This window comes from Saccharothrix sp. NPDC042600 (assembly GCF_040647305.1).
Taxonomy (GTDB): domain Bacteria; phylum Actinomycetota; class Actinomycetes; order Mycobacteriales; family Pseudonocardiaceae; genus Actinosynnema; species Actinosynnema mutabilis.
The window spans coordinates 52211-72337 of record NZ_JBEZBW010000035.1 but is presented as its reverse complement, the minus strand read 5'-3'; the positions used below and the strand labels follow the sequence as shown (position 1 = coordinate 72337).

The following is a 20127-nucleotide window of genomic DNA, read 5'->3' as shown; positions in this document are numbered from 1 at the left end:
GGCAACCGGAAAAGCTGGTTGCCAAGAAGGGAGAAGCGCGGTTGGGCTGCGCCCAGGCCGTACGGGGAACGAACCGAGGCCCTTCCTGTGGCTGGTAGCCCATTGGCGCCTGCGGCGCGGAGTGGTGGGGCGGGGTGCTGAGGATGGCAATCGGGGAGAAGTGGTCTGGTCCCTTGGTGTGGGAGGGTCGGTCGATGGGGAGCCATGCGGTGGTGCTTGGTGGGAGCATGGGTGGGTTGCTTGCCGCTCGGGCGTTGGTGGGGCACTACGAACGGGTTACCGTTCTCGACCGCGACAGCCTGCCGGCCGGGGCGGAGCACCGGCGGGGCGTGCCGCAGGGCAAGCACTTCCACACCGTGCTGTTGGCCGGCGCTGAGGTGTTGGGGCGGATGTTCCCGGGGCTGGTGGAGGAGTTCGTCGCCGAAGGGGTGCCCCGCTCCAACTTCACGCGTGAGGCGACCTTCGTGCTCAACGGGCACCGCATGGTGCGCACGGACACCGGCGCGCAGGCGATCCAGCTCACCCGGCCCATGTTGGAGGGCACGATCCGGGCCCGGGTGGCCTCCTACCCCGGTGTCAAGGTGGTGGACGGGCAAGAGGTCGTTGAACCCGTGTTCGACGGTGCGCGGGTGACCGGAGTGCGCACCTCGGCGGGCGTGGTGGACGCGGATCTCGTCGTGGACGCTTTGGGGCGTGGTGGTCGGAGTCGGCGGTGGTTGGCCGAGTGGGGGTTCCCGGTCCCCGTCGAGGACACGATCGAGATCGACACCATGTACGTGAGCCGGCTGGTGCGGCCGAAAGCGCCGTACCGGGACAAGCTCGTGCTCGTCGGGCCCGTGCCGGGGCGGCCGAACGGGTTCGCGTTCGCCGCGCAGGAGGGCGGCCGGTGGATGGTGACCGTGGTCGGCATGGCGGGCGACCACCCGCCTACCGACGAGGACGCCTTCCTCGCGTTCCTGCGCCGGTCCGCGCCGCCGGACGTGTTCGACGCCATCGCCACCGCCGAGCCGTTGACGCCGTTGCGCACCCACCGGTTCCCCGCCAGCCTCCGCCGCCGGTACGAAGGGCTGACCCGGTTCCCCGAGGGGCTGCTGGCCTTCGGTGACGCCGTGTGCAGCTTCAACCCGATCTACGGGCAGGGCATGACGGTCGCGGCGCTGGAGGCGGAGGCGTTGCGGCGGTGCCTGCGCGACGGTGGCGAACGGGACCTCGCGCGCAGGTTCTTCCGCGCCGCCGCCAAGATCGTCGATCCGGTGTGGCAGCTCAACGCGGGCGGCGACCTCGCGTTGCCGGAGATCCCCGGCCACCGGCCGCTCGTCACGCGCGCGGTCAACCGGTACGTCGCGCGGTTGCAGCGGGTCGCCGGGCACGACCCCGTGGTGGCGACCGCGTTCGTGCGCACGATCGGGCTGCTGGACCCGCCGTCGGCCATGTTCGCGCCGCGCGTGCTGGCCCGGGTGCTGCTGGGCGGTCGCTAGAGTCCGGTGCCGTGGGGGTGTTGGAGATCTCGGACCTGGTGGTCGACCGGGACGCCGTGACGGGTGCCCGGCGGCCGGTCCGGCGGGCGGAGGTCGTCGCGCGGCTGCGGGCGGCCGGGGACGCGCGGGGCGCGCGGATCGTCGCGCGGATGCCGGTCGTCGGCGAGCACCTGGACCCCGTGGCGGTGGACCGGCTGCTGGTCCGGGTGCACACCGAGTTGCAGCGGCTCAACGAAGAGCTGCACATGGCGGAAAGGTTCGCCGAACTCCTGGTGCCGTTGCTGGGCGCGGTGCGCGGCGTGCGGCCCCGGCTCGTGGACATCGGGTGCGGGCTCGGGTACCTGGTGCGCAGCCTGGCCGCGTCCGGCGTGCTCGGTGACGTGGAGCTGGTCGGCGTCGACTTCAACCGGGCGCTGGTGGACGAGGCGTCGCGGTTGGCGGCGGAAGAGGGGCTGGCGTGCTCGTTCGTGTGCGCGGACGCGTTCTCCCTGCGCGAAGAGGCCGCCGTCTACGTCTCGTCCGGGGTGCTGCACCACTTCCCGGCCGCGGACCTGCCCGCGTTCTTCCGCGCCCAGGCCGGTGCGCAGGCGTTCGTCCACTACGACATCGCGGCGACCAGGCTGGCTTCCTTCGGCGCTTGGTTGTTCCACCGCGCTCGCATGCGGGAGCCGTTGGGGCGGCACGACGGGGTGGCGTCGGCGCGGCGGGCGCACGGTGACGACGTGCTGCTGGACGCGGCGGGGGCGGCGGACGGGATGGACGTGTTCCTGTTCGAGTCGTTCAAGTACGCGAACCCGTTCTGCGCCGCGATGCGGCCGGTCGTGGGCGTTCAGCCCGCGCTGGCCGTGGAGTTCCAGCGTGCGTTGGGGCAACGCGTCCGCGGATTGGTCCGGGCATGACCGTTCCGCTCCTGCTGGTGGCGGTAGCCCTGGTGGACGCCGTGTTCGCGGGTTTCCGCGCGGCCACCGGGCGCAACGCGCGCATCCGCAAGCGTTCGTATTACGTGTTGTCCGGGTGGCGGGGGTTCGTGGTCGGCGGGGCCGGGCTCGGCGTGGTGGCGGTGCTGCTGGTGACCGGGCTGGTGCTCGGCGGCCGTTACGACGAGCTGGTGCGGGCGGGTGAGCGGATGTTGGTGGTGCTCATGCCGTTCGCGGTCCTGGTCGTGGTGTCACTGATCGCTTACTGGGTGCTACCGATGCGTCCCAGCACGTTCGTGATCCTGGTCGGGTTGGGGCCGTTCACCCTGGTGCGGCCGGTGGTCGTGGTGGCCGCGGTCGCGTGGGCGGTCGTGGGCGCGCAGGACTGGCTGGTGTGGGTGGGATCGGTCGTGGCGGCGGCCGGCGTGCTCGCCGTGGAACCCCTGGTGCACCGGCGGTGGTACCGCGCGCCGGTGTGAGCCGGCGGGAAATTGGGGCCCGGATTGTCGGGGTGCGCGGGTAGGGTTGACCTCGTCCGGCGTGCCGATGCTTTTTCGCGCGCCCGTTTTCTTTCTGGGGGACCTCGCATGACTTCCGCAGGTGTGTCCGACGCCGTGGCGCCGCCACCCGTGCTCAGCCGCGCCGACCGCACGGTCATCGGCGTGCTTCTGGTGGCCACGTTCGTGGTCATCCTCAACGAGACCATCATGGGCGTCGCGCTGCCGGTGCTGCTCGACGAGCTGGACGTCACGGCGGCGGTGGGGCAGTGGCTGACGGCCGGCTTCCTGCTCACCATGTCCGTGGTGATCCCGATCACCGGCTTCCTGATCCAGCGCTTCTCCACCAAGGCGTTGTTCGGCGCGGCGATGGGCCTGTTCAGCGCGGGCACGTTCATCGCGGCCGTCGCGCCCGGCTTCGAGGTGCTGCTGGCGGCGCGCGTGGTGCAGGCGTCCGGCACGGCGATCATGCTGCCGCTGCTGATGACCACGGTCATGACGCTGGTGCCCGCCGAACGGCGCGGCGCGGTGATGGGCAACATCTCCATCGTCATCTCCGTGGCGCCGGCGATCGGTCCGACGGTGTCCGGCGTGGTGCTGGACCTCTGGGGCTGGCGCGCCATGTTCTGGGTCGTGCTGCCGATCGCGCTGGCCGCGATGGCGCTGGGCCTGAAGTTCGTCTCGCCGGTGGGTGAGCGCAGCGACGCGCCGATCGACCCGGTGTCGGTCGTGCTGTCGGTGTTCGGCTTCGGCGGCCTGGTCTACGCCCTGTCCAGCATCGGCCACTCCGGCGGCTCGGCGTCGGCCACGCTGTGGGTGTCGCTCGCGGTCGGCGTGATCGGCATCGTGGCGTTCGTGCTGCGCCAGGTCTCGCTCCAGCGCGCCGACCGGGCGCTGCTGGACCTGCGCACGTTCGGTGTGCGGACCTTCACCATCACCAGCGTGCTGATGATGGTCATGATGGGCCTGCTGCTGGGCGTGGCGACGATCCTGCCGATCTACATCCAGAACGTCCTGAAGCTGGAGCCGCTCACCACGGGCCTCCTGCTGCTGCCGGGCGGTCTGCTGATGGGTCTGCTGTCGCCGTTCGTGGGCCGGCTCTACGACAAGGTCGGCCCGCGCATCCTGCTGATCGTCGGCACGGTGGCGACCAGCGCGTCCCTGTGGTTCGCCACGACCTTCACCTCGACCACGGCGGCCGGGTTCGTCCTGGCCTTCCACCTGCTGCTGAGCCTGGGCCTGGCGTTCTCGTTCACGCCGCTGTTCTCGGCCGGTCTGGGGTCGCTGCCGATGCGGCTGTACTCGCACGGCAGCGCGGTCTTCGCGACCACGCAGCAACTCGCGGCGGCGGCCGGTGTGGCGCTGCTGGTGAGCGTGATGAGCGCCCGCGCGGCGGGCCTGGTCGCCTCCGGTGACGCGGCGGGCGCGGAGATGGGCGGCATCCACACGGCGATGCTGCTCGCGGCGGCGCTGTCGCTGGTCGCGGTGGTCGGCGCGTTCGTCATCAAGGGCGGCAAGGCCGAGACGCCGGCCGGGGCCGCGCACTGAGGTCGGTCGTTCGCACGACGGTGCCGGGGAGCCACACGGTTCCCCGGCACCTTTGCGTCAGGGCAGCGCGCCGGCCAGGACCGCGGTGACCGTGCGGCGGACCGCGTCGATGGCCGGGGCGGGTCCCGTGCGGTCGGCGTGGAGCAGGTGGGTGGCCCCGATGAGGGTCGCGGCCAGGACGTCCACCTCGGCCGTGGGGGACAGGCGGCCGGCGTCGCGTTCGGCGGCCAGGTAGTCGGCGAGCATCGTCGCGGCCTCGGTCAGCACCGGAACGCCCGCGGGCCAGGTGTGGCGCAGGCGTTGCCGCAGTTCGTCGCGGAACGTGATCAGGGGGACGATCGCCACCGCCACCGAGCCGAACACCGCGACCAGGGCCGTGGTGACGTTGTCGGTCACGGTGCCCGTGCCCGCGGTGGCCAGCAGGGAAGTCGCCTGCGGGGCCATCCGGTCGGCCCGGTCCAGGACGAAGGCGGCCAGGAAGTCGTCGAAGTCGGTGAAGTGCCGGTGCAGCACGCCCTTGGCCACCGCGGCCTCCGTGGTCACCGCACGGCTGGTCAGGCCGCTGGGACCATCGCGGAGCAGCACGCGCTCAGCGGCGGCGAACAGTTGCTCGCGCACGTCGCGCAGGGCCACACCGGTCGGCATGCGACGAACCTAGCGGGTTGACGAGTGGGCGATCGCCCACTACTAGTGGGCACATGCCCATTATGCCTTGGCGGCACCGCGACGTGGCCGAGTCCTTCGGCGTCGACCCGGAGCGCTACGACCGCACCCGCCCGCCCTACCCCGACGCCCTGATCGCCCGCGTGGCCGCGCCCGAGGTGCTGGACGTCGGGTGCGGCACGGGGATCGAGGCCCGGCAGCTGCGCGCCGCCGGGAGCCGCGTGCTCGGGGTGGAGCCCGACGAGCGCATGGCGGCCTTCGCCCGCGCGGGCGGGATCGAGGTCGAGGTGGCGACGTTCGAGGCCTGGGACCCGGCGGGACGGGTGTTCGACGCCGTGGTGGCCGGGCAGGCGTGGCACTGGGTGGCCCCCGTGGCGGGGGCGGCCAAGGCCGGGGACGTGCTGCGCGCCGGCGGCCGGTTCGCGGCGTTCTGGCACGTCCCGCAGCTGCCGGAGGAGGTCGCGGCGGTGTACGCGTGGCCGGGGACGGCGTTCGACCCCCGGAACGCCGTGGCGGGCTACCAGCCGATGTTCGACCTGACGGCGGACGGGCTCCGACGCGCGGGCGCGTTCGAGGAGCCCGAGGAGTGGCGGTTCGAGTGGGAGCGGGCCTACCGGCGGGACGAGTGGCTGGACCTGATGCCCACCCAGGGCGGCCTCACCAGGCTCCCGGCGGACGCGCTGGCACGGGTCCTGGACGCCGTGGGGGCCGCGATCGACGCGCAGGGCGGCACGATCACCGTGCCCTACACGACGGTCGCGGTCACCAGCGTGCGGCGGTAACGGACCTCGGCCAACTCCACGGTCCCGCCGGCGATCGTCTCAACCCTGGCCATACCGTCCGGCCGCCACCCGGCCCGCTCGTAGAACCGTCGGGCACGGGCGTTGGCGGCCAGCACCCACAGCGTGGCATCCCGGTACCCGAGCCCCCGGAGCGCGCCGACGGCGTGCTCCAACAGCGGGCGCCCCAGACCACTGTGCCAATGCGCGGGGTCGAGGTTGATGGCGTGCAGCTCACCGGTGCCGGCCCCGGCGTCGTCGTCCCGACTAGCCCCGACAACCGCAAACCCGGCGACCTCGCCCCCCACCAGCACCACGAAGACGCTAGCCACACCCGCCACGAGGACACCCTCCCACGCCCGCCGACGCTCCACCACGGACAGACCACGCAGGAACTCGTCGGGCATGTGCCCGGCATACGCGGCCCGCCAGGCCTCAACGTGGATGCGCGCGATCTCGGCGGCATCATCGGTGGTAGCGGAACGAATGACGGGCGACGTGGACACGCCCGGAACATCGCACGCCAATCCCGAAAACCGCAACTCACCCACGCCACAGGCACGCGCCTGCAACGGGCTGCCAAGCCACAGGAAGGGCCTCGGTTCGTTCCCCGTACGGCCTGGGCGCAGCCCAACCGCGCTTCTCCCTTCTTGGCAACCAGCTTTTCCGGTTGCCAAGAAGGGAGAAGGGTGGTTGCCTCCGGCAGGCCGTACGGGGAACGAACCGACGCCCTTCCACCCCCCGGGGGCCTGCCGCGCGGCGAGCGCCGCTTTTCGCTCTTCGCTCTTCGCTCTTCGCTCTTCGCTCTTGACCTCAGGAGCCGCCAAGCCCACCTCACCCCGGAAGCTCCCGAATCTCCATCTCCAGGACGTCGATCTCGTCACTGATCGCCTCGTCCAACATCCGGTCCAACAGCACCGAGCAGTCCGTGACCGCCAGCCCGAACCGCGGCACCGCCTCCCACCACACCGCCGGGTTGTTCCAGAACGACCCGGACCCCTGGTCCACGCCCTCCAGGCAGCGCAGCCGGGCGTCGTCCTCCGGCAGCAGGCGCACGTACTCGATGAACCGCGCCAGCGCGCCCGGGTCCAGGACCGGCACCGCGCCGTAGCCGCGCAGGCAGTCTTCGAGCTCCGCCAGGAACTCCTCTTTGAACGTCACGGCGCACCCCCGCTTCCCCCGCGCCGTTGCGGGTGAGGGAGACTCACTTCAGAAGCACCAACGATAGCTCCGCACGTGCCCGAGGCGACGCCTGCCAATGGGCGTTACTCGGACACACTTCGCTAACGCCCCGTTCTCGCCCCGCTCGCATCAGCGCTCGGCTCTCGAATCCCCCAACCTCACCGCTCGGCCGCACGCAACCGCACCGCCCCCAACGCCACCAACCCGGCCAGCGTGATCCCCAACAGCAGCACCGTGGACGCCGACGCCGCGAACACCTGCCCCCGGTCGGTCAACGCGAAGACGCTCACCGGCAGCGTCCGCCAGTCCGGCGGGTACAACATGATCGTCGCGCCGACCTCCCCCATCGACAGCGCGAGCCCCAGCGACGCCGACGCCGACATCGCGGGCAACAGCACGGGCACCTGCACGCGCCACAGCACGCGCATCGGCGAGGCCCCCAGGCTCGACGCCACCGCCGCCAGCACCGGGTCCACGCGACGCTGCGCCGCCGACACGACGCTGAACGTGAACGGCAGCAAGATCACCAGGTGCGCCACCAGCACGATCCACCGCGTCCCGTTGAGCAGCAACGGCGGCCGGCTGAACGCCACCAGCAGCCCCAACCCCACCACCACCGAGGGAACGGCCAACGGCAGGTGGGCAACCGCGTCCACCACCCTCCGCACCCCGACCGGAGCCCGCGCCGACCCCAACGCCAACCAGGTCCCCAGCACCACAGCCACCAGCGCCGCGATGACCGCCGTCTGCGCGCTCACCACGGCGCTCGCCACCGCGTCCCCGCGCAGCGCCCCCGCCAGGTGCGCCCCGGTCAGCTCCGCCGGCAGCACCCCGTTCCACGACCCGGCCACCGACGCCAGCACGATCATCGCCAACGGCGCCAGCACCACCACCGCGAACAACACCGCGAACACCGCGACGGCGACCGCCCGACTACGCCGCGTCCACAGCAGCACGGCCCGCTCCCTTCGCGAACACCCACCGGTGCAGTGCGTACAAAGCACCGGAGAACACCACGTTCACCACCGCCACCACGCACGCCGCCGGGTAGTCGAACGTCACGATCGCCTTCGTGTAGACCAACATCGGCAACGTGATGACGTCCTTCGCGCCGACGAACAGCACGATCCCGAACTCGTTCATGCACAGCAGCAACACAAGACAGGCCCCCGACGCCAACGCCGGCAGGGCGTCGGGCAGCACGACCCGACGCAGCACCCTCAGCGGCGAAGCCCCCAGACTCGCGGCCACGTCGAGCTGAGCGCCCGGGATCTGGCTGAACGCCGCCAACGCCGGCCGCATCACGAACGGCGTGTAGAACGTGATCTCCGCCAGCAGCACGCCCCACGGCGAGTACAGGAAGTCCACCGACCCGTCCCCGAGGACCGCGTTCAGCACCCCGGCGCTGCCGTACAGGAACGTGAACGCCAGGGCGATCAGGAACGACGGGAACGCCAGCACCACGTCCACCAGCCGCGACACCGCCCGCACCCCCGGGAACGGCGCGAACGCGATCACCAGCGCCAGGAAGACGCCCAGCACCAGGCACCCGGCGGTGGCCGCCACCGCCAGCAACGCCGTCCGCACCACGGCCCGCTGGAACTCCGCCGACCCCAGCACCGCCTGCCACGTCTGCAAGCCCACCGCGCCGTCGTCCGCGACGAACGACTGCCACAGCACCAACACCAGCGGGTACCCGAAGAACACCGCCAACACGGCGACCGGCGGCAGGACCCACACCAACCGCCGCATCACGCCACCCGGACCAACGGACAACCGTCCGGAATGGACACTTCCACCAGCTCTCCCACCGCCAACCCGCCCACATCAACGACATCCGCACGCACCCGACGCCCCACCCCCAACGCCGGCCCCGCCTCCGACTCCAGCCCTGACTCCAGCCCTGACTCCAGCCCTGACTCCAGCCCTGACTCCAGCCCCGGCTCCAACTCCAACTCCAGCCGAAACCCGGTCCCCCGCCACTGAACGGCCACCAACCGAGCCGCCAACCCACTCCCGTGATACTCCCGAACCCCCACCCGATGCGGCCGAACCGCCAACGCAACCGGCCCTTCCACCCCACCCGGCAACGCCCGAACCGACCCAGCCCCCGCCCGAACCGACTCAGCCCCCACCCGAACCGACACCGCCCCCACCCGAACCGTCTCGGCGTCCACCACCTCAACCGGAATCAGGTTCGAAGCCCCCAGGAACGACGCCGTGAACGACTCCGCGGGCCGGTGGTACAGGGCCTCGGCAGCCCCCACCTCCACCAACCGCGCATCCCGCATCACCGCGATCCGGTCCGCCAAGGCCAACGCCTCACCCTGGTCGTGCGTCACGTACACCACCGCCGTGTCGGGCAACTCCGCCCGCAACCGCAGCAGCTCGGCGACCATCTCCTCCCGCAACGCCGCGTCCAGCGCCGACAACGGCTCGTCCAGCAACAGCACCGGCGGCCGGATCGCCAGCGCCCGCGCGATGGCGACCCGCTGTTGCTGCCCACCGGACAACTGCCGCGGGTAGCGCCCGCCGAACGACCCCATCCCCACCAGGTCCAGCACCTCGGCGACCCGGGCCGCCACCTCCCGCCGCGGCACCCGGCGGGCGTGCAGCCCGAAGGCCACGTTGTCGAACACCTTCATGTGCGGGAACAACGCGTAGCTCTGCACCACGACCCCGAGCCCGCGCCGGTTGGGCGGCAGGTCGGTGACGTCGCGTCCGCCCAGCAGCACGCGCCCCGACGTGGGCCGCAGGAACCCGGCGACGGCCTTCAACGCGGTGGACTTGCCCGACCCGGACGGCCCGAGCAGCGCCAGGGTCTCCCCCGGCGCCACCGACAGGTCCAGGCCGTGCAGCGCGACCGTCCGTCCGAAGTGGACCGACACGTCCCGCAGCTCGACCGCCGGCGTCATCGCCCGACGGCCTTGGTGTAGGCGGCGATGTCGGCGTCCAGGGTCGCGACGACGGCCGTCCAGTCCGGCTGCCACACCTCGACGCCCTTGAGCACCTCCGACACCCGGCCCTCGGCCGGCACGTCGGACCGGACCGCCTGCCCCAGAGCATCCGTCGGGATGGTCTTCTGCACCTCCGCCGACAGCAGGAAGTCCAGGAACTCCTTGCCGTTCTCGGCATTGGGCGCACCCGCGGCCAGGCCCGCGAAGTAGGGGATGGCGAACGTCGAGCGCACACCCTTGTCATCGGCCGGGAAGAAGATCTCGAACTCGGACTTGTCGTCCCGGATCGAGGCGAGGTTCATCTGGACGTCGCCGTTGGCCACGAAGATCTCGCCCTTGGACACCTTGGGCTGCAGCTTGCCGGTCGAGGACGACGGGCCGACGTTGTTGGCCTCCAGCCGGGCCAGGTAGTCCAGCGCGCCCTGGTCGCCGTAGACGTGCTTGAGCTGGAGCAGGACCGCGGTGCCGTCACCGGCCTGGCCGGGCGTGGAGTACTGGAGCTTGCCCTTGAACCGCGGGTCCAGCAGGTCCTGCCAGGTCTTCGGCGCGAACGGCGACAGCTTCGGGTTGTAGATGAAGTTCAGGTAGTTGTTGACCACTGCGGTGTACTGACCGGTCCGGTTGGCGACCTTGTCGGCGTCGGCGGGCGTGTGCTCGGCCAGCAGCCCGGCCTTCGCGGCCCGCTGGATGAACGGCGGCAGCGTCACCAGGACGTCGGCCTGCGGGTTGGCCCGCTCCCGCTCGGCGCGGGTGACGACCTCGCCGGAGCCGCTCTCCACGAGCCGCACGGTGATGCCGGTCTTGGCCTTGAACTCCTCGGCGCGCTTGCCGTACCAGTTCGCCAGTCCGTCGACGGTGTAGACGGTGACGGTCTTGTCGGCGTCGGCGCTGCCGCCCGCGGTGCCGCCGCAGGCGGCGGTGAGCAGCAGGAGTCCGACGGCGAGAACCTTGCGCAGCATGGCTTACAACCCTTCGAGGACGGCGGGGAGGTCGCGGATCGAGTCGAGGACGTGCGTCGCGCCCGCGCCGGCCAGGTCGGCGCGGGAACCGGCCCCGGTGAGCACGCCCGCCACCACGCGGGCGCCCGCACGCAGGCCGGAGAGGACGTCGGAGGGCGTGTCGCCGACCACGGCGACGTCGCGGACGTCGGTGAGGCCGAGCCCGAGCACGGCGGCCAGCACCATGTCCGGGTAGGGGCGGCCCCGACCGGCTTCGGCCGGGGTGGTCGTGAAGTCGGCCAGGTCGGTCCAGCCCAGGGCGGCCAGGATCCGCCGCTGGGTCGTGCGGGCGAACCCGGTGGTGAAGGCGACCTTCACGCCCCTCGTGCGAAGGTCGGTGATCACCTGCTCCGCACCGGGCACCGGCGCGCAACGACCGTCCGCCACCAGTCCCGCATAGGCCTCTTCGAACGCCGTGTTCGCCCGCTGCGCCAGGGTTTCGTCGTGCAGCAGGTCGCGGAACACCGTGATCTTGGACTGGCCCATCGTGGCGCGGACGTGGTCCACCATCGCGGGCGTCGCGTCGGGCAGCGCGGCGTGGAAGGCGCGCTCCACCAGGCCGTCGTCCAGCACGGTCGTGCCGGCCATGTCGAGCACCACCAGCGCGGTCACAGGCCCACCGCCTCGGCCGTGTCGAACCCGATGGCGGGCGAGCACGTCATGCCGCGCCCGCCGGGTCCGGTCACCAGCCACACGCCCGGCTCCACCTCGCGGCGGTGCACGACCTGCGTGGTGTCGCGGCACTGGGCGTAGACCCCGGCCCACCGCCGCCGCACGCGCGGCAGCGGACGACCGAGCAGCGCCTCGGCGACACCGGTCAGGTGCCGGTAGGGCTCGTCCTCGGTGTCGAACGGGAACGGCTCGTCGTAGCCGTGGGTGTCGCCGATGGTCAGGCCGCCGTCGAGGCGCTGCACGACCAGCAGCTGCATGGCGTGCGCGCGGGCCACCTCGGGCTGGGGCTGGTCGCGGTTGAGCGCGTCCAGCGCGGCGCCCCGGTAGGCGGGGTAGTAGCGGAAGCTGTCGCCGTCGGCCACGGACGTGGTCAGCGGTTCGTCCAACGGCTCGGTCTGCATCATCTGCAACCGCACCCGGCGCACCGGCACGTCCCCGGCCAGCTCGCGGACCAGCCCGCCCAGCCACGCGCCCGTGCACAGCACGACCACGTCCCCGCGGTGCTCGTCGCCCCGGTCGTCGACCACCCGTCCGGCCGACACGGACCGGACTTCACGCCCGGGCAACCAGGTGTACCGACCGGACGCCTCCAGGAACGCCCGCAACGCCGGCTGGGCCACCCGCGGCTCGACCGCCGCGTCCCGGTCGCACCACAGCGCCCCGAGCATGTCCCCGCGCAGCGCGGGGTTCAGCTCCCGCGCCTCCGCCGGGTCCAGCAGCCGCAACCCGCGCCGCGCCGCGTCGTCCCGCCCGGCGGTCTGCTCGGCGACGGCCACCTCCAAGGACGTCCGCAACACGGTGAGCGACCCGTTGGCGCGGAACCCGACCCCCGGCACCCGCTCCCCGACCCGCTCCCACAGCTCCCGGGCCCGCAGGGCGACGTCCAGTTCCGCGCCCGCCGCCCGACCGCCGACCCAGACCAGGCCGAAGTTGCGCACCGAGGCTCCCCGGGCCTCGGGTTCCCGTTCGAGCTGGACTACTTCGTGACCGCGTTCGACGGCCTGCCAGGCGTGCATGGTCCCGAGCACGCCGCCACCCACAATGAGCACTCGCACGCCGGGAACGGTGCGTTGCCGCAGCGAACCACCCATGTCCGCGCAGGAACACGCAGATGAACTCCACATGTGGACTAGATGAGTTATCTCGCTGTTACAAAAGAGACCCGCACCCCAGTGCGGGCCTCCTCCCCGTCAGGCACGGGTGAACTCCATGACACCTGCTCGTCCGCAGCGCCACCCGCCGTCGCCAGCGAGCAGGTCACCCCGGGTGGTCAGCCCGCCAGGGCCAGGCCCAGTTCGGCGATCTGCGCTTCCGTCAGCGGCAGCGTCGGCCGGCCGGGGCCCACCCGGTGCGGGCGCGCGGGGTCCTGCCGGTTGGTGGCGAAGTCCCAGCCGCTGAAGTTGCGCACCGACACCGAGTGCAGCCGTCCGTCCGGCAGGTAGATCCGCAGGGTCTGGTCCAGCGACGCGAACGGGTCGCTCGGCACCACGTCGTAGATCTGCAGCACGGTCCCGTCCGCCAGCACGTGCCGCTTGGGCGGCAGGCAGTTGCCCATGTCGTACGCCTGCTCGTTCGCCGCGGCGAGTGGATCACCGGTGAACCGGCCGAAGGTGAACACCACGCTCCCGACGCCCCCGGCGTCGGCCACGTCGATGGTGTAGTCGAACCCGGTGCGGGTGTTCGGCCCGGTGGCCGGCCGCCTGCGCTCGACCAGGAGGTTCACCGACGGGACGTCGGCCACGATGCCCGAGCTGTTGCTCGGCCGCGGGACCGACATGCCGGTGACGCTGCTGTCCAACGACACCCCCATGACCTCGGCCAGGGTCTCCCGGACCCGGCTCTGCAGCTCCGCCAGGTCGCCGCGCGCGCTGTCCAGGTCGCGGCCGGTGGTGTCGGGGACCTCGCACCCGGGCACCGGCCCGGTCTGCCAGCCGGCCGGTGGTCGCGCGGTCGGCGCCGGGGTCCACGTGGTGTGCGGGGAGTGCGTCGGCAGGTCGGCCCGCGGCCACGGCGCTTCGCTCGCGGACGTCCCGGACGTGGACGTGCCGGTCGCGGCGACGTCCCGACCTCCCGACGGGAGGGCTCCCACGCCGACCACCACCGAGGCCACCCCGGCGACCGCGGTCATCGTCACCAGCACGGCGCCGAACTGGTGGCGCCGACGCCGCCGGCGGCCACGCGCGACCGCGTCGTCCAGCCCGTCACGGGTCCTCGGCGGGGTCTGCTGCGCCAGCTCGGCACGCAACGCGGCCCCGATGTCGTCCTCATCCCACATCACGCACGCTCCGCTCCGCTGTGTCGGCCTCGCGGTACGCCGCCCGCAACGCCTGCATCCCTCGTGACAGTTGACTTTTGACGGTGCCCGCCGAGCACCGCAGCACCTGGGCGACCTGCTCGACGGGCAGGTCGTGGACGATGCGCAGCACGAGCGTCGCCCGCTGCCGGGGCGGCACGTCCTGCAGCGCCGCCAGGAGCGACTGCTGCTCGTCGACGCGCGCCAGGTCCCTTGAGTGCTCGGGCCGCTCGGGTGTCTCCGCGACCAGGTGCTCCCTCGCGCGCGCCCGCCGCCTGGAGTCGAGGAAGAGCCGGACGAGGGTGGTGCGCAGGTAGCCCTCCGCGTTGCCGCCGGCCACGCGCGGCCACTTCGCGTACAGCCTGACGAAGCCGCCCTGGGCCAGTTCCTCCGCCTCCAGCCAGTTGCCGCACAACGCGTAGGCGGTGCGCCGCGCCGCGTCGAACCGCGCCGAGTAGAAGTCGGCGAAGTCTTGATCGAAACCGGCCACCGGCATCCTCCCGCAGATCTTGGACGGGCTAACAACGCGGTCGGCCCGCGGGAGGTTGCACGCGAGGGGGGAACCCCGGTCGGTCCGTGACCGCGCCGGTGGTGGTGTCGCACATGCTCCGGGGCATGCGCGCGAGCCGACTCCTGTCCCTGGTCCTCCTGCTCCGGGACCGCGGCCTGCTCAGCGCGACCGCGCTCGCCCGGGAACTGGGCGTCACCGCGCGGACCGTCTACCGCGACGTCGAGGCGCTGTCCGCCGCCGGCGTGCCGATCTACGCCGAACCCGGCCCGACCGGCGGCTACCGCATCCTCGACGGCTACCGCATCCGGCTGACCGGCCTGACCGCACGGGAGGCCGAGTCGCTGTTCCTGACCGGCCTGCCCCAACCCGCCGCCGAACTGGGCCTGGGCGCGCAGGTCGCCGCCGCCGAGCTGAAGCTGACGGCCGCCCTGCCCACGCCCTACCGCGAGGCCTCGACCCGTATCCGCCACCGGTTCCACCTCGACACCCGGGGCTGGTACCGCGAGCCCGACGACGTGCCGCACCTGCTGACCGTCGCCGAGGCCCTGTGGCAGGACCGGGCGGTCGAGGTCCGTTACCGGCGTTGGCACCCGGAACCGGCCGTGGTCACCCGCTGGGCCTCGTCCTGAAGGCCGGCGCCTGGTACCTGGTGGCCGCGAAGGACGACCAGCCCCGCACCTGCCGGGTCTCGTCCATCGAGGACGCCCGTCCGCTGCCGGACACGTTCACCCGCCCCGCCGGCTTCACCCTCGCCGCCTACTGGCGGGACCAGGTCGAACGCTACGAACGGGCCGACGACACCGCCACCATCCGCCTGTCACCGCGGGGCGTGGCGGCGCTCCCCGATGTCCTGGGCCCCAGAGCCGCCGCCCTGGCCACCGACACCCTCGCCACCCCGGACGAGACCGGTTGGCACACCGCGACCATCCCGCTGGGATCCGTCGCCCACGCCACCACCGGCCTGCTCCGCCTGGGCCCGGACGCCCGGCGGCCCTCGCGGACCTGGTCGCCCACATGACGACGACCGTGCACGCGATGGCGCGGCTCTACCCGGTCAACGCCCCTCGGCCCGCAACCGGGCCACGAAGCTGAACCGGTCCCCCCGGTACAGCGACCGCACGCGCTCGATCGGCACGCCATCGTTGTCATGCGACACGCGGTGCAGCAACAGCATCGGCAGCGCCGGGTTCGTGCCGATCAGCAACGCCTCCCGGGGCGTCGCCAGCACGGTCTCCACCCGCTCCTCCGCCTCCGCGAACTCGACGCCCAACCGGTCGGTCAGGCACGCGTACAGCGACGTCGTCGGGTCGAACACCTCCAGCAGCGTGGGGAACCGCGCCTCCGGCAGGTAGGTCGACTCCAGCCCCACCCGCTCCTCGTCGGCCAGCAGCACGCGCTCCAGGTGCACCACCTGGTCGCCGCGCTCGATCCGCAGGTCCCGCGCCAGCACGTCGTCCGCCGGCAGGTGCTCGACGGTGATGACGCTGCGCGCCGGGTCCACGCCCTGGCGGCGCATGCCCTCGGTGTAGCTGACCAACGACAGCGGCTGCACCAGCTTCGGCGGGGCCACGTAGGTGCCCGACCCCTGCCGGCGCTGGAGCTTGCCCTCCAGCACCAACTCGCCCACCGCCTGCCGCAGCGTCACGCGCGACACCGAGTAGCGCTCGGCCAGCTCCCGCTCGGAGGGCAGCGCCGTCCCCTCCCCCAGCGCCTCGATGAGCCAGAGCAGCTCGGTCTTCACCGCGTAGTAGCGCGGGATGCGACCGTGCTCGGGGATACCGGCGCGGACCGGTCCGTCCGCTCGGTACTGGGGCGCGAAATGCGAAGCAGGCACCCGGCGAGCCTACGACCTCGAACCCGCCGGTCAGACCGCTATCGGAGTGGGTCCCACGTCACGAGCTGATCTTGGGCGGCTCCGGGATGGCGTAACCGGACTGCCCCACGTTGGCCTCCAGTGACCTGCGCCACTCGCCGGTGTCCATCATCTTCTGGACGGCGGCGGTCACCTTCGCCTTGCCGGCGGCGTCCCCGCGGCGGATGCCGATGCCGTACTTCTCCTCGCTGAACGGCTTCCCCACCACCCGCAGCAGCTCGGGGTTCTGGGCGGCGTAACCCGCGAGGATCACGTCGTCGGTGGTGAGCGCGTCCACCTGCTCGGCCAGCAGCGCGGTGACGCAGTCGCTGAAGTTCGGGTAGTTCACCAGTTCCACGGACTGGGCGAACTGGTCCTTCACGTACTGCGCCGAGGTCGTGTTCTCCACCGAGCACAGCCGGATCCCGGCGGTGAGCGACTCCGGACCGGTGATCCGCGTGTCGGACAACCGGACCAGCAGGTCCTGCCCGGCGATGAAGTACGGCCCGACGAAGTCGATCACCTCCTTGCGCTTCTCGGTGATCGAGTAGCTGGAGACGACCAGGTCCGCCGTGCCACTGGTGAGCAGCTGCTCGCGCTGCGACGGCGTGGCCTCGATGAACTTCACCTTCGACTCGTCCGCGCCCAGCTCCTTCGCGACGTACCGGGCCACGTCCACGTCGAATCCCTTGTAGACGCCGTCCAGCCGGCGCACGCCGAGGCCGGGTTGGTCGTAGGCCACGGCGATCGTCAACTTGTTGGACGTCGCCTTGCCGACGAGGGTCGTGTCGTCGCCGGAGGAGCACGAGGCCAGGACCAGCGCGGCGGAGCACACCAGAGCGAGGGCGCGCAGCGATGCCAGTGCCATTCTTCCCCTTTTCGGGTCCTCGAAAGATGTCGGAAACCTAAGCGGCGAAAGGTTTTCCGTCCATAGTCGAGCCGAACTTGACCCTTTCCGGATCGGTCAAGGGTGACAGTTGCGCATCAACCTCGGGATAGCCGTAACGCGGGAGTGGTGATCTTTCCACCAGCCACACGACATTCCAGCAAAGTCCACACCGAACCGTGCCGTCGCCGACCGCGATTTTCCGGCGTGGGCGGGAAATCCCCGATCCCCCGAACCGCGCCTACCGGCCCCCACCGGGCGACCGGAGCCGTCGGGGGCCGGTGTCGTGACGAGACGGCGGCGGCCCCAAGGTCAACCGGGCGCTGGTCACGAACGCCCCGGCCGCGCTCGCCAACACGGGTTCCAGCGCCAACTCGCGCACCTCGGGAAGATCTTCCGCCAACGCCGCCAACCGCAGCACGAGTTCCTCCAGCGCCGGGAGATCGGCCGACTCCCCACCCCGGTAGCCCGCCAGCAACGGAGCCGCCTTCGGGGCCCGCACCAACGCCCGCGCGTCCGTCTCGGTCAACGGCACCGCCCGATATGCCCGATCCCCCAACAGGTCACTGACCAAACCGGACAGCCCGAACGACACCAACGTGCCGAACGACGGGTCGTCCTGGAGTCCCACGACGCAGGAAATCCCCTTGGGAGCCATGCGCTGGACGTACACATCGGACCGTTCGGACACCTCGACCAGCATGTCGTAGGCCGACCGCACCGCGTCCTCACCGGTCAGGTCCAGCCGCACGCCCACCAGGTCCGTCCGGTGCCGCAACCGCTCGTCCACCGACTTCAACGCCACCGGGTACCCCAGCGCGGCGGCCGCCGCCACGGCCTCCGCCGCCGACCGCACCACCCGGAACGGCACGACCTCCACCCCGTAGCACGCCAGCAGCCGCACCGCGGTCTCGTCGTCGACCCGGCGCTCCTCGACCAGGTCCAACCCGTCCACCAGCGCCTGCGCGGCCACCGCGTCGATCCCGGACGGCCGCACGAAGTGGCCCTGAGGCTCGGCGCGCCACCGCGCGTACCGGGCCGCCCGCGCCAACGCCAGGACCGCCCGCTCCGGGCTCGGGTACGACGGCACCGACCCGCGCCCCGGCGCGCCGTCCGGACCGGGCACCGCCAGCTCGTCCGGCACGCCCTCGACCGCGAGGAACGTCGAGACGATCGGCTTGGTCCCCGCCACCTCCCGCAACGCCCGCGCGAACGCCGCCCCCGGCACCGCCAGCGGCGGCACGAAGACGACCACCAGCGCGTCCGTGTCCGGGTTCTCCAGGGCGTCGCGGACCGCCGCCGCGAACACCTCCGGACCGGCCTGCGCGCCGACGTCCACCGGCGGCCCGGCCAGCTCCAGCCCCTGGGCCAGCGCCGTGTCCGCCGCCAACAGCCCGATCGCCGTCGAGTTGCCGACCACCGACACCCGCGGCCCGGCCGGTAGGGGCTGGTGGGCCAGCAGCAACGCCGTGTCGAACAACTGGGCCAGCGACTCCACCCGGATCACGCCGGCCTGCTCGAACAACGCCTGCACCGACGACTCGTCCACCTGCACGCCGGTCGCCGCCAACGCCGGGGACACCGCGTGCCGGCCCGACTTCACCGCCACGATCGGCTTGGTCCGCCCCAACCGCCGCGCCAGCCGCGCGAACTTGCGCGGGTTGCCGAACGACTCCAGGTACAGCAGCACCACGTCCGTGGCGGGGTCGGTCTCCCAGTACTGGAGCATGTCGTTGCCGGACACGTCCGCCCGGTTGCCCGCGGACACGAACGTGGACAGGCCCAGCCCGCGCTCGGCCGCCGCCGCGAGGATCGCCGTCCCCAGCGCGCCGGACTGGCAGAAGAACCCGGTCCGACCCCGTCCCGGCAACCTCGGCGCGAGGGTCGCGTTCAGCCGCACCGACGGCTCGGTGTTCAGCACGCCCAGCGCGTTCGGCCCGACCACCCGCATCCCGTGCGCCCGCGCCTCCGCCGCGAGCCGCCGCTCGGCGCTCAACCCGCCCGGCCCGGTCTCGCCGAAGCCCGAGGTCACGACCACCAGCGCCTTCACGCCCTTGGCCAGGCAGGCGTCCATGACCTCGTCCACGCCGGCCGCCGGCACCGCGACCACGGCCAGGTCCACGTCGTCGGGGATGTCCAGGACGGAGGGGTAGGCCCGGACCCCGCGCACCGACCGGTGCTCGGCGTTCACCGGGTACACCGGCCCGTGGAACACCCCTTCCAGGAGGTTCGTCAGCACCGCGTGCCCGATCTTGGTCGGGTCGGTCGACGCGCCGATCACCGCCACCGACCGCGGGTGCAGCAGGTTGTGCACGCTGCGCGCCTCGGCCGCCTGCTCGCGCGCCCGCGCCACCGCCACCGACTCCTCGGTCGGGTCGATGTCGAACTCCAGGTGCAGCACGCCCTCCTCGAACGCGCGGCTGACCTTGTACCCGGCGTCCCGGAAGACCCGCACCATCTGGCCGTTCTCCGCGAGCACCTCCGCGGTGAACCGGCTCAACCCGCGCTCGCGGGCCGCCGCCGCCAGGTGCTCCAGCAGGATCGACCCGAGACCCCGGCCCTGGTGCTCGTCCTGCACGACGAACGCGACCTCCGCGCTGTCGCCCCCACCCAGGCGGTCGTAGCGACCCACGGCCACGATGTCGTCACCCAGCAGGGCGACGAAGGCCACCCGGTCGGCGTGGTCGACGGTGGTGAACCGCTCGACGTCCCGCTTGGGCATCCGCGGGTAGGGCCCGAAGTAGCGGAAGTAGCGGGTCCGCTCGGACAGCCGGCCGTGGAAGGCCAGCAGCTTCTCGCCGTCGTCGGGGGTGATCGGGCGCAGGTGGACGGTGCCGCCGTCGCTCAGGACGACGTCGGCCTCCCAGGCCCGCGGGTAGTCGTACGGGTCCACC

Annotated in this window: 21 protein-coding genes; 7 read left to right on the top strand and 14 right to left on the bottom strand. The window is 72.3% G+C overall.

What is annotated here, in order from left to right:
• Positions 1-143 precede the first annotated feature (143 nt).
• The 4 genes from AB0A74_RS21795 to AB0A74_RS21780 all read left to right on the top strand — a co-directional run bounded on the left by AB0A74_RS21795 (position 144) and on the right by AB0A74_RS21780 (position 4440).
• Positions 144-1478 carry an FAD-dependent monooxygenase gene (locus AB0A74_RS21795; protein WP_358251953.1) on the top strand — a complete coding sequence of 445 codons (1335 nt, stop codon included), beginning with the start codon at positions 144-146 and terminating at the stop codon, positions 1476-1478.
• 11 nt (positions 1479-1489) lie between these two features.
• Positions 1490-2377: a class I SAM-dependent methyltransferase gene (locus AB0A74_RS21790; RefSeq protein WP_358251952.1), complete on the top strand. Its 888-nt coding sequence runs from the start codon at positions 1490-1492 to the stop codon at positions 2375-2377.
• Positions 2374-2874 (top strand): oxidoreductase, encoded by a 501-nt coding sequence (locus AB0A74_RS21785; protein ID WP_358251950.1) that lies wholly within the window; start codon positions 2374-2376, stop codon positions 2872-2874. Before AB0A74_RS21790 ends, AB0A74_RS21785 begins: the two co-directional genes overlap by 4 nt.
• 108 nt (positions 2875-2982) lie before the next feature.
• A complete protein-coding gene (locus AB0A74_RS21780) occupies positions 2983-4440 on the top strand; it encodes a DHA2 family efflux MFS transporter permease subunit (protein WP_358251948.1) in 1458 nt (485 codons plus the stop codon).
• A gap of 57 nt (positions 4441-4497) precedes the next feature.
• On the opposite strand, the gene AB0A74_RS21775 is transcribed toward AB0A74_RS21780, so the two are convergent.
• Positions 4498-5085: a TetR family transcriptional regulator gene (locus tag AB0A74_RS21775; RefSeq protein ID WP_358251946.1), complete on the bottom strand. Its 588-nt coding sequence runs from the start codon at positions 5083-5085 to the stop codon at positions 4498-4500.
• Between the two features lie 53 nt (positions 5086-5138).
• Between AB0A74_RS21775 and AB0A74_RS21770 the strand changes: the two genes are divergently transcribed.
• Positions 5139-5885 carry a class I SAM-dependent methyltransferase gene (locus tag AB0A74_RS21770; protein ID WP_358251945.1) on the top strand — a complete coding sequence of 249 codons (747 nt, stop codon included), beginning with the start codon at positions 5139-5141 and terminating at the stop codon, positions 5883-5885.
• Here the strand turns inward: AB0A74_RS21770 and AB0A74_RS21765 are convergent.
• From AB0A74_RS21765 to AB0A74_RS21720, 10 genes are all read right to left on the bottom strand, one after another.
• Positions 5849-6289 (bottom strand): GNAT family N-acetyltransferase, encoded by a 441-nt coding sequence (locus tag AB0A74_RS21765; RefSeq protein ID WP_358251943.1) that lies wholly within the window; start codon positions 6287-6289, stop codon positions 5849-5851. The genes AB0A74_RS21770 and AB0A74_RS21765 overlap by 37 nt on opposite strands.
• A 427-nt stretch (positions 6290-6716) precedes the next feature.
• On the bottom strand, positions 6717-7043 hold the full coding sequence (locus AB0A74_RS21760; protein ID WP_358251941.1) for a hypothetical protein: 327 nt from the start codon (positions 7041-7043) through the stop codon (positions 6717-6719).
• 179 nt (positions 7044-7222) lie between these two features.
• Positions 7223-8020, bottom strand: coding sequence for an ABC transporter permease subunit (locus tag AB0A74_RS21755; RefSeq protein ID WP_358251939.1), 798 nt, complete (start codon positions 8018-8020; stop codon positions 7223-7225).
• Positions 7998-8816: a 2-aminoethylphosphonate ABC transporter permease subunit gene (locus tag AB0A74_RS21750; protein ID WP_358251938.1), complete on the bottom strand. Its 819-nt coding sequence runs from the start codon at positions 8814-8816 to the stop codon at positions 7998-8000. Before AB0A74_RS21750 ends, AB0A74_RS21755 begins: the two co-directional genes overlap by 23 nt.
• Positions 8816-9979 (bottom strand): ABC transporter ATP-binding protein, encoded by a 1164-nt coding sequence (locus tag AB0A74_RS21745; protein ID WP_358251936.1) that lies wholly within the window; start codon positions 9977-9979, stop codon positions 8816-8818. The genes AB0A74_RS21750 and AB0A74_RS21745 overlap by 1 nt, the downstream gene beginning before the upstream one ends.
• On the bottom strand, positions 9976-10980 hold the full coding sequence (locus tag AB0A74_RS21740) for a 2-aminoethylphosphonate ABC transporter substrate-binding protein (RefSeq protein WP_358251935.1): 1005 nt from the start codon (positions 10978-10980) through the stop codon (positions 9976-9978). Before AB0A74_RS21740 ends, AB0A74_RS21745 begins: the two co-directional genes overlap by 4 nt.
• Positions 10981-10983: 3 nt before the next feature.
• The gene (locus AB0A74_RS21735; RefSeq protein ID WP_358251933.1) at positions 10984-11631 is read right to left on the bottom strand and encodes a phosphonatase-like hydrolase; all 648 of its coding nucleotides are present in this window, start codon (positions 11629-11631) and stop codon (positions 10984-10986) included.
• Positions 11628-12746, bottom strand: coding sequence for a TIGR03364 family FAD-dependent oxidoreductase (locus AB0A74_RS21730; RefSeq protein WP_358251932.1), 1119 nt, complete (start codon positions 12744-12746; stop codon positions 11628-11630). Before AB0A74_RS21730 ends, AB0A74_RS21735 begins: the two co-directional genes overlap by 4 nt.
• A gap of 215 nt (positions 12747-12961) precedes the next feature.
• Positions 12962-13969 carry a hypothetical protein gene (locus tag AB0A74_RS21725; protein ID WP_358251930.1) on the bottom strand — a complete coding sequence of 336 codons (1008 nt, stop codon included), beginning with the start codon at positions 13967-13969 and terminating at the stop codon, positions 12962-12964.
• Positions 13956-14474: a SigE family RNA polymerase sigma factor gene (locus tag AB0A74_RS21720; protein ID WP_358251928.1), complete on the bottom strand. Its 519-nt coding sequence runs from the start codon at positions 14472-14474 to the stop codon at positions 13956-13958. The genes AB0A74_RS21725 and AB0A74_RS21720 overlap by 14 nt, the downstream gene beginning before the upstream one ends.
• A 125-nt stretch (positions 14475-14599) precedes the next feature.
• Between AB0A74_RS21720 and AB0A74_RS21715 the strand changes: the two genes are divergently transcribed.
• Positions 14600-15124, top strand: coding sequence for an HTH domain-containing protein (locus AB0A74_RS21715; protein ID WP_358251926.1), 525 nt, complete (start codon positions 14600-14602; stop codon positions 15122-15124).
• Entirely contained in the window at positions 15079-15513 is a 435-nt protein-coding gene (locus AB0A74_RS21710; protein WP_358251925.1) for a WYL domain-containing protein, read from the top strand. Before AB0A74_RS21715 ends, AB0A74_RS21710 begins: the two co-directional genes overlap by 46 nt.
• Positions 15514-15549: 36 nt before the next feature.
• Here AB0A74_RS21710 and AB0A74_RS21705 read toward each other — a convergent pair whose 3' ends face one another.
• From AB0A74_RS21705 to AB0A74_RS21695, 3 genes are all read right to left on the bottom strand, one after another.
• Positions 15550-16329 carry a GntR family transcriptional regulator gene (locus AB0A74_RS21705; protein WP_358251923.1) on the bottom strand — a complete coding sequence of 260 codons (780 nt, stop codon included), beginning with the start codon at positions 16327-16329 and terminating at the stop codon, positions 15550-15552.
• 58 nt (positions 16330-16387) lie between these two features.
• Complete coding sequence (locus AB0A74_RS21700) at positions 16388-17215, bottom strand: glutamate ABC transporter substrate-binding protein (protein ID WP_343936227.1); 828 nt, start codon at positions 17213-17215, stop codon at positions 16388-16390.
• Positions 17216-17474: 259 nt separating this feature from the next.
• Complete coding sequence (locus AB0A74_RS21695; RefSeq protein WP_358251921.1) at positions 17475-20126, bottom strand: GNAT family N-acetyltransferase; 2652 nt, start codon at positions 20124-20126, stop codon at positions 17475-17477.
• Between the last annotated feature and the right edge of the window lies 1 nt (position 20127).